This window comes from Cereibacter changlensis JA139, assembly GCF_003034985.1.
GTDB lineage: Bacteria > Pseudomonadota > Alphaproteobacteria > Rhodobacterales > Rhodobacteraceae > Cereibacter > Cereibacter changlensis.
The window spans coordinates 1-8,546 of record NZ_PZKG01000148.1; the positions used below are offsets into that span (position 1 = coordinate 1).

An 8,546-nucleotide genomic window follows, 5' to 3' on the forward strand; every position below is an offset into this window, starting at 1 on the left:
GCAGGAAATAGGGCGCCATGAACAGCGGGGCCCAGAACATCGCATGCGGCTCCTCGGCCGAGAGCAGCATCAGCGCGAGGATGCCGACATTGCCGATCAGCGGCGACAGCAGGTAGTGCGAACGCACGAAGAGCTGCGGCAGCCCGCGCCACAGCCGGCCCTGCCGTCTCTGGCTGGCGAGCAGGTCGAAGAACAGGATCAGCCCGCCATTGGCCCAGCGTTTGCGCTGGATCGCCAGCGCGCCGAAATCGGCCGGGGTGGCGCTGTAGGCCAAGGGCTCGAAATGGTTGTGGACGTGCCAGCCCTTGTCCTGCAGGTCGATCGTCGACCCGGTATCCTCGATCACCGTCTTGTCCTGCACGAAGACCGCGATCTCGTGGCCGTTCTCCAGCCGGGTGAGGCGGATGTCCTCCAGCGCCCGGCGGCGGATGATCGCATTGGCGCCGACCCAATAGGCCGCGCCGTAATGGCTGGAGCCCTGGTGGATCAGGTATTGGATGTCTGTGGTGGCGCCGGCGATGCGTTCCACCGGGGTGACGCCGTTGGGGAAGGTGAGATAGGGCGTCTGCGCCACGGCGGCGCCCGGCGCCGCCTCGAGGATGCCGACGAGGGTCAGGATGTAGTCGGAGACGATGACGCTGTCGGCGTCGAGGGTCAGCACGTAATCGGTCATCGGCACCGACAGTTCGGCGGGACCGTCGCCGGCGGGCTGGAGATGCGCGCCGTCGGCGGCGTCGGCGATGCGCCAGTCGCCGCCCATCAGCCCGAGATAGGCGTTGAGGTTCATCGCCTTGTTCGCGGCATGCGACAGGTTGGCGAAGCGCTTGCGCTGGAAGCTGACGATCTCGCCCGAGACCGTGGCGGCGAGCCGGTCGCGCGCCTGGTCGAGGTCGATCCCCGGCTCGCTGCGCAGCCGCCAGGCCTCGGCCCGGTGGCGTGCGGCCAGCGCCAGCACGATGCGGTCGATGACGAAGCCGTCGACATGGGCGAAGGCGGGATCTGCCTCGGCCTCGAGCCTGCGCGCGACATCGTGCAGCCAGGCGGCGAGCCGGTCATGCGCGCCGGCATAGGCCGTGGCCGTCGCGGGGCCGGCGAGGGCGGCGGCGCGGATCGCCTCGGCCTCAGCGACCCAGGCGCGGACATCGGCGATGGCGCCCAGGCTTTCGGCCAGCGGGCCGGGCCGGTTCGGCGGGTCGTCGACCAGGACGACGATCCGCTTGTTGCGCCAGGTGGCGAGCGCGGCGGACAGCACCGTCTCGATCAGCACCCGGCGGCTTTCCTGATAGGAGGGGATCAGCACGGTGACCGAAGGCGCGGTCGCGCCCATCAGCGCCTCGGGCGGCATCGCCGCGGCCGCAGGCCGCGCCCGCCGCACCGCCGCGCCGAGCCGGATCACCTGATAGGCCAGCGCGCAGTAGAACAGCCCGCCGATCATCAGCGCGAAGGGCAGCATCGACCAGCCATGCCGCCGCAGCGCGTCGAAGGCGAGGCCGACGAAGACGCAGAACAACACGGTGGACAGCGCCACCAGCAGCCACACCAGCCAGAGCTCCCGTGTGCCGGGGGCGCGCCGCAGCGCCGGCTTGGCGGCGCGCGCCTCCGGCAGTGGGCTGCGGTCGGGCGCGGCCGGCCCGGGGCCGGCGGCGGGCTCCACATGCGACCAGGAGAGCATCAGAAAGTCTTGCGCACTTTGATGCTGGCCTGCTGGTCGTTGGTTGCGCCGCCGAGGGTCATGTTCACCCGCGCCTCGGTCGACCAGCCGGAGAGCTTGTGGGTGGTGATCCCCGCCGCGAGGTTCCACACCTGATCGTCGCCGCCCGCGCCGAGGCTGAAGCCATCGACCCCGGTCTGGTCGCTGGCCAGCGTGCTGGTCAGGTCGACGCCGCTCTCGGAATAGAAGGTGGCGCCGATCTTGGCGAAGGCGCGCAGCACGCCGCCATCCTCGTAGCGCCGGTTGGCGCCGATCTCGACCGCGGGGTTGAGGCTGAAGATGGTCTCGTCCATCCCGCCGATGTCCAGCGCCGCGCTGCCGCCGTTCTCGGAGAAGCCCTTCGAGGTGACGTAGGTCGAGTTGAGATCGAGCTGCGGCATCAGGTAGAGGCTGTCGCTGCCCAGCTGATAGGCGCCGCGCAGCTTGAGATTGTAGGTGCCGACCATGGTCTCGCCGGTCAGGCTCTGGATCTCGCCGGCCAGATCGACCTGCCGCGTCGAGGACACGTCGCCCCAGCTGCCGGTCAGCGCCGCGGCGAGTTGGAACGGCCCGGGCGCATATTTGACCGAGACGCCGGCATGCAGGCGGTTGCTGTCGGCGCTGTCGCCATTGCCATTGCGGGTGTCGTTGAACGAGACCCCCAGCGCCGCGCCGACGCGCCAGTCGCCCTCGCCGATGGCGCGCTGCCGGCCGATGCTCATCGCGAAGGCGTCGGTCTCGGCCTTGCCAGCCCCGGAGGAGTCGCGGCTGATGCCGGTGTAGTCGAACCGGGTCCACTCGCAGCTGCCCTCACGGATCGGCGCGGCGAGGCCCGAGGCGACCGGGCAGCTCATCATGCCGTCGGCGAAGCTGTATGACTGCAGATAGGTGGCTGTGAAGGCGTCGAGCCAGACCGACGGCCGCAGCGTGTCGTAGATCGGCTCCGCACCCTCGACGCTGCCCGCGTTGACGATCAGCGCGCCGAAGCCGCCGACGCCCTCGCCGCCCGCGGCGAAGGCGCGGTTGAAGTAATTGCCGATCCGGCTGCCGCGCGTGTCGACGCCCTCGGGCGCCAGGTCAAGCCCCGAGAGGTTGAGCCGGACCGAGCCGCCATCCAGCGCGGTCTCGACCGTGCTGGTGAAGAAGGCGTTGTGGTAGAGGTCGAGGCTCTGGACGGTGACGCCCTCGCCCGCCGTGATGAACTCGTAGCTGAGCGGCGTCGCGCTGACCGTGGTGAAGGACAGCACCAGATCCCCCGTCACCGCAGCCGTGCCGGAGACGGCGATCCGGTCCGCTGTGCCCGCCGCCATGTCGACGTCGAAGGCCAGCCTGCTGGTCGCGGTGGTCTCCAGATTGCCGGTGAGCGTGGTGGTGGTCACCGCGCCATCGCCGCCGGGCGCGATGGTGCCGGCGTTGGTCACGGTATTGCCCGCGCCGACATTCAGCACCGACCCGGTTTCGACCAGCCCGCCCTCGTAGTTGTTGAAATCATTGGCCCAGGGGCCGAGCAGGATATTGCCGCTGATCGTGCCGAAATTCTCGACCAGCGTGTCATTCGCCTCCGAAAGGATCGCGTATTCGTCGAAGCCGCCGGAGTTGCCGATCACGCCATGGTTGGTGACGGTGTTCACCAGCCCGCCGTCGAGGAACAGCCCCGCCGCGCCGGCCCCGCCGGTCACGCTGGTCCCCGCCTCGACATTGGCCGAGAGATTGCCGAAGCCGAACAGCCGGATGCCGTTGGTCTTGGCGGTGACCACGCCGGAGCTCAGGGTCACCGTGGCGTTGCCGGTGGCCGATCCCGCGACCAGCCCGTCGCCGCCCGCGAACACGTCGCCGGTCTGGCTGACGCCGACCTCGCCGTCGCCGTCGTTCACCGCCGACACGCCGGTTCCGCCGGCGACCACAGTCCCGACGACCTCGGCATAGACCCCGCCATTTGCCGAACTCGTCATCACGCCGTCTTTTACGGCGGTCACGTTGCCGGTCATCTCGACGGTGACGCTGTTGTCGCCCTCGTTGCCCGCGACGATGCCGCTGCCGCCGGCGGTGATGTCGCCGCCGGTCATCCGCACGGCCACATTGCCTTGGGCCGAGCCGGCGGTGATGCCGTCGCCGACCGCTTCAAGGTTGCCGATCTTCTCGACGAAGACGGTGTTCCCGCCCTCGTTCACTGCGGCGATGCCCGTGCCATAGGCGAAGAGCTCGCCCGCCTGCTTGGCGCTGACCGCACCGTTGGAGCTGTAGGCGTAGACCCCGCCGTTCCCGGCTGTCAGGCTGCCGATCTGCTGGACCGAGACCGAGGCGTCGCCGCGGCTCTCGGTATAGATGCCGTAGGAGCCGGTCTGCATGTCGCCGGTGACCTTCACATCCACCGGGGCGACCGGGCTGCGCGCCTCGACGCCGACGCCGCCCGCAACGAGGCTGCCCTCATGCGAGACGGTGACGCTGCGGCCGGAGTCGCCCGAGCCGCTCAGCGCGTAGATCCCACCGCCTGCGGCGTCGAGCGCGCCCTTGGTCTGGGAGGAAACCGCCCCGAGCGCCGAGGTGATATGCACCCCGTTGCTGCCGGTCGAGGTGATGTCGCCGGTCCAGCCCAGCGCGGCGGTCTGGTCGCCGTCGGTCTCGAGATGGAAGGCCTCGGCCCCGCCGCTGACCGCACCCTTGCCACTGGCCGTCACCGCGCCGCCCGCCGAATAGAGCTGGACGCCCTCGCCGCTGCCGCCGGTGATGTCGCCGTTCCAGCTCAGGCTCGCCGCCTGCGTGCTGGTGTTCGACACGTTGATGCCGTCGATCGCCGCCGTGACGACGCGCGACCCGGTGACGCTGCTGGCGCCCGAGGCGGAAGACACCAGGATGCCGCTGCCCTCGGCCGAGCTGACGTCGCCCGTCCAGCTGACCGTGGCGCTGCTGCCCGCATCGGTGGTGGCGGTGATCGCGTCGAGCCCGGCGCTGACGGCGCCCGTGCCCCTGACGGTCGCGCCGCCGCTGTTGGAGGTCGCGGCGATGCCATAGCCCGCCGTGGCGGTGACGCCGCCGTCCCAGATCACCTGGGCATTGCCGCCGATGGAGGCGGCGAAGAGCCCGTCGAAGGCCGCGGCGATCGTGCCGCTGCCCTTCATCGTGGCCGCGCCATCCGCGGTCTCGACCCTTGCGCCGAAGCTCTCGGTCGAGGTGATGTCGCCCGTCCAGTCGAGCGAGGCGTCGCGACCGTTGGCGTCCGTCTCGATGAGGACGCCGAAACCGCCCGCCGAGATGGCGCCTTCGCCCGCGGCATCCGCGCCGCCATTGGCAGAATAGACCGAGATCCCGTGGCCCTCGCCAGCGGTGATCACGCCGTCCCAGCTGAGGTTGGCGTTCTCGCCGGAGCCGCGCGCGTCGATGGTGAAACCGCTGAGCCCGCCGGAGACCGCGCCGCCGCCGGTGACCGAAGCGCCGCCGTCGGTGGACTCGACGGTGACCGCCGTGCCGCTGGTCGAACCGATGTCGCCGGTCCAGTTGAACGAGGCATCCGCCCCGGAACCGTTCGACGAGACCGTCACGGCGTCGAGCTCCGCCGTGATCCTGCCCGCGCCCTCGATCGAGGAGCCGCCATTGTCGGCGCTGACGGTGACGCCGCGACCCGCCGAGGAGGTGATGTCGCCGTCCCACTTGAAGCTGCTGTTGCCGCCGTCGCCGCGCGCATCGATGGTCACCGCGTCCTGCGCGGCGGTGATGGTCCCGTCGCCTTCCGCCGAAGCGCCGCCATTGTCGGCGAGCAGCGCGATGCCCCGCCCCTCGGTCGAGGTGATGGCGCCCGACCAGTTCAGCGCCGCGCCCCCGGCCCGCGGATTGGCCGAAATCGCGTCGAGGCTGGAGGTGATGTCGCCCTGCCCCTCGATCACCGCCGCGCCGTTGTCGGCGAAGGCGAAGACGCCGCGGCCGCCGCTGGCGTCGACATCGCCCTTGTGGCTGATGTAGACATCACCGCCGGTGCTGCCGACGCGGATGCCATCGGCGCCCGTGGTGGTGATCGCGAAACCGCCGGTGTCGCCGAGCAGCGTGGCGCCGGTATCGGTCTCGTAGAGGATCCCGACTGTACCCGCGCCCGGGGCGATCCCTGCGGTCAGCTCCCCGACCACGAGTGTCTCGGTCGGCGCGGCGGCGGTGACGCCCCCGCTCTGATCGCCGCTGCAGGTCTGGACGGTGGCCTCCGTCGTGCATCCCGCCTGGGCCTGCGCCGGATGCGACACCAGCATGGTCGTCCCCAGCAGCAGCGCGATATGAGCCAAGCGTTCTCCGTTCGGCGAACGCAGGAACGCGCGCGCCGGTGGCACCTTAACAGTCATGCAAGCAGTCCTCTTACCCGATCCCCCGGCCCGGCCGCGCAACGCGTCCCGAAGCGTGAGATACCTGACATGAGAGGGCGCCTCTGGGTCAACGTCCGGGAGATTCCGCCCGAAACAATCCCGTCAGGGTGGTGCAAAAATGATCACTGCGGGAAGATTTCTGACCGGGGAAACCGGCTAATCCATTATTTTAAATATACTGTTTCTCTACGTTACGGAGAGTTACCTTGTCGATGTGACTTCGGCGCTTTCCAGCCCGCCCGGCCTGCCCCCGCGCATCGGCCACCGGCCCGGCCGGCAGGGCCAAAGCGCGCGCCAGCGGCCTGAGGGGATGCTTCTCGCGCCGGCAGCCCTGCGCGGGGCCACCGGCCTTGCAGGGCCGAAGAGGCGATCCTCCGGCCCCGGCGCCTTAGCGCCTTCCGAAGTCGTCGGGCGCGATGACGCCGTCGCCGCTGCGGTCCCGCCGGGTGAACCAGCGCGCCTCGCCGCTTTCGAACTCCGCCGCGGACAGGAACCCGTCGCCGTCGGCGTCGAGGAACAGCGGCATCGCGGCCCTCGCGCCGGTTCCGCGCCCGCCGCCCGCCGGGCCGAAGCCCGCCTCCGCCATCTGCTGCCGATAATCGGCCGCGCCGGCGAGTTCCTCGGCGGACAGCCGGCCATCGCCACTCTGGTCGAACATCGCGAACATGTCGGCCCGCCGTGCATGCGCCTCGGACCGCGAGACGCTGCCGTTGCCGTCCGCATCCCATTGCTCGAAGAACAGCACCCCCGGCTGGCGGCCCTGCGCCGTGGCCTGCGCGGCGCAGGCGATCAAACCAAGAGCAATCATCACTCGTTTCATCATCACCAGGAGCCTCCTTGCGCTCCGGTGATACAACGCCGGGCGCGGCGGTTTCCGGCGCACGCCGGATCCGCCGCGCACCCGGGGCTAAGGGCCGGGCCTCATCCGACCGTCAGCACGATCTTGCCCTGGACATGCCCCTCCGCCGCGCGTTCATGCGCCCTCTGCGCCTCGGCCAGCGGGAAGCGGCTGTCGATCACCACCCGGATCGCGCCCTCCGCGAGCAGCCGGCCCAGCTCTTCCAGCTGCGCGCCGTTCGAGCGGACCTGCGTCGAAGAGACCGTCACCCCGCGCGCCTTCGCCTCCTCGGCGCCGGCGAAGCCCAAGGGAAAGATCGGGAACAGCGCGCCGCCCGGCCGGATCGTGCGCAGGAAGCGGCCGGAGCCGGCGCCGCCCACCGCGTCGATCACCAGATCGGCGTCGCGGATCATCTCCTCCGGCGCGGTGGCGGTGTAGTCGATGACCTCCTCCGCGCCGAGATCCCGCAGCAGCGCGGCATGGCGGCCCGAGGCGACGGCGATCACCCGCGCGCCCTGCATCCGCGCGATCTGCACCGCGAAATGCCCGACCCCGCCGGCAGCGCCGTTGACGACCACCGTCTTGCCCGCCAGCGGCACGGGCACATGCTGCTCCGGCTGGAGCGGGTTTGGCTGGTCGTGCCCGAGATCGACCATGAACTGCCAGGCGGTCAGCAGCGACATCGGCGCGGTGGCGGCCTGAAGGTGGTCGAGGCCCGCCGGCTTGCGGGCGACGTCGGAGGCCGGGGCGGTGACATATTCGGCATAGCCGCGGCTCTCGCCGGCCAGCCCCTCGGGGAAGCGGACCATGGCGAAGACCTCGTCGCCGACGGCGAAGCCCGCGACGTCTTCGGCCACCGCCTCGACGGCGCCCGAGACATCGGTGCCCGGGATCACCGGAAAGCTCACCTGCGGCTGCCACTCTGGCGGCAGCATCCGGTAGCCCTCGCGCAGGTACCAGTCGGGCGGGTTGAGCCCCACCGCCCGCACCCGGATGCGCAGCTCGCCGGGGCGGAGCGCCGGGATCGGCGCATCCTCGTAGCGCAGCACCTCGGGGCCGCCGAAGCGGTGCAGGCGGATCGCCTTCATCTGGTCGGTCATCGTGTTTCTCCATCGTCTTGCTGCCATGGAGGTAACGCCGCTTTCCGGAGTTGATAATCCGGTCCAAAGTCGCTTTACTCATGCCATGATGGAACAGATCGGATTGGAGCGGCTCACCGGCCTCATCGCCTTCGCCCGGGCGGGGGCGCTCGGCAGCTACACCGCCGCGGCGCGGTCGCTGTCGATCTCGCCCTCGGCGGTGAGCAAGAGCGTGCAGCGGTTGGAGCGGCAGCTGGGCCTGTCGCTCTTCACCCGGACCACGCGCTCGCTGGTGCTGACGCCGGAGGGTCGGGCGCTGCACGAGCGCGCGCTGGCCCTGCTGCGCGCCGCCGAGGAGATCGAGCAAATGGCGATGGCGGCGCGGGCGGAGCCTTCGGGGCCCCTGCGCATCGCCGCCTCGCTGCCGCTGGGCATCCACCTGATCGCCCCTGCCCTCCCGGCGTTCCGCAGGCGCCACCCGAAGGTGACGGTCGATCTGCGGCTGAGCGACAGTCTCGTCGATCTGGTCGCCGAGGGCGTCGACGTGGCGGTGCGCATCGGCGATCTGGCGGACTCGCGGCTGCTGTCGCGCA

The 8,546-nt window shown here is 70.6% G+C and carries 5 protein-coding genes; 1 reads left to right on the forward strand and 4 read right to left on the reverse strand.

Features of this window, described 5'->3' with window-relative positions:
• The 4 genes from C5F48_RS19820 to C5F48_RS19835 form a co-directional block, all read right to left on the reverse strand.
• A partial coding sequence (locus C5F48_RS19820) for a glycosyltransferase family 2 protein (protein ID WP_146170660.1) occupies positions 1-1,672 on the reverse strand: 1,672 nt, incomplete at its 3' end.
• Complete coding sequence (locus C5F48_RS19825) at positions 1,672-5,958, reverse strand: autotransporter outer membrane beta-barrel domain-containing protein (RefSeq protein WP_107665531.1); 4,287 nt, start codon at positions 5,956-5,958, stop codon at positions 1,672-1,674. The genes C5F48_RS19825 and C5F48_RS19820, both read right to left, overlap by 1 nt.
• A gap of 466 nt (positions 5,959-6,424) precedes the next feature.
• Complete coding sequence (locus C5F48_RS19830) at positions 6,425-6,859, reverse strand: EF-hand domain-containing protein (RefSeq protein ID WP_107665532.1); 435 nt, start codon at positions 6,857-6,859, stop codon at positions 6,425-6,427.
• A gap of 98 nt (positions 6,860-6,957) precedes the next feature.
• Positions 6,958-7,974 (reverse strand): NADP-dependent oxidoreductase, encoded by a 1,017-nt coding sequence (locus tag C5F48_RS19835; protein WP_107665533.1) that lies wholly within the window; start codon positions 7,972-7,974, stop codon positions 6,958-6,960.
• A gap of 88 nt (positions 7,975-8,062) precedes the next feature.
• On the opposite strand from C5F48_RS19835, the gene C5F48_RS19840 reads away from it, so the two are divergent.
• On the forward strand, positions 8,063-8,546 hold a 484-nt coding region (locus tag C5F48_RS19840; RefSeq protein WP_258186540.1), incomplete at its 3' end, for a LysR family transcriptional regulator.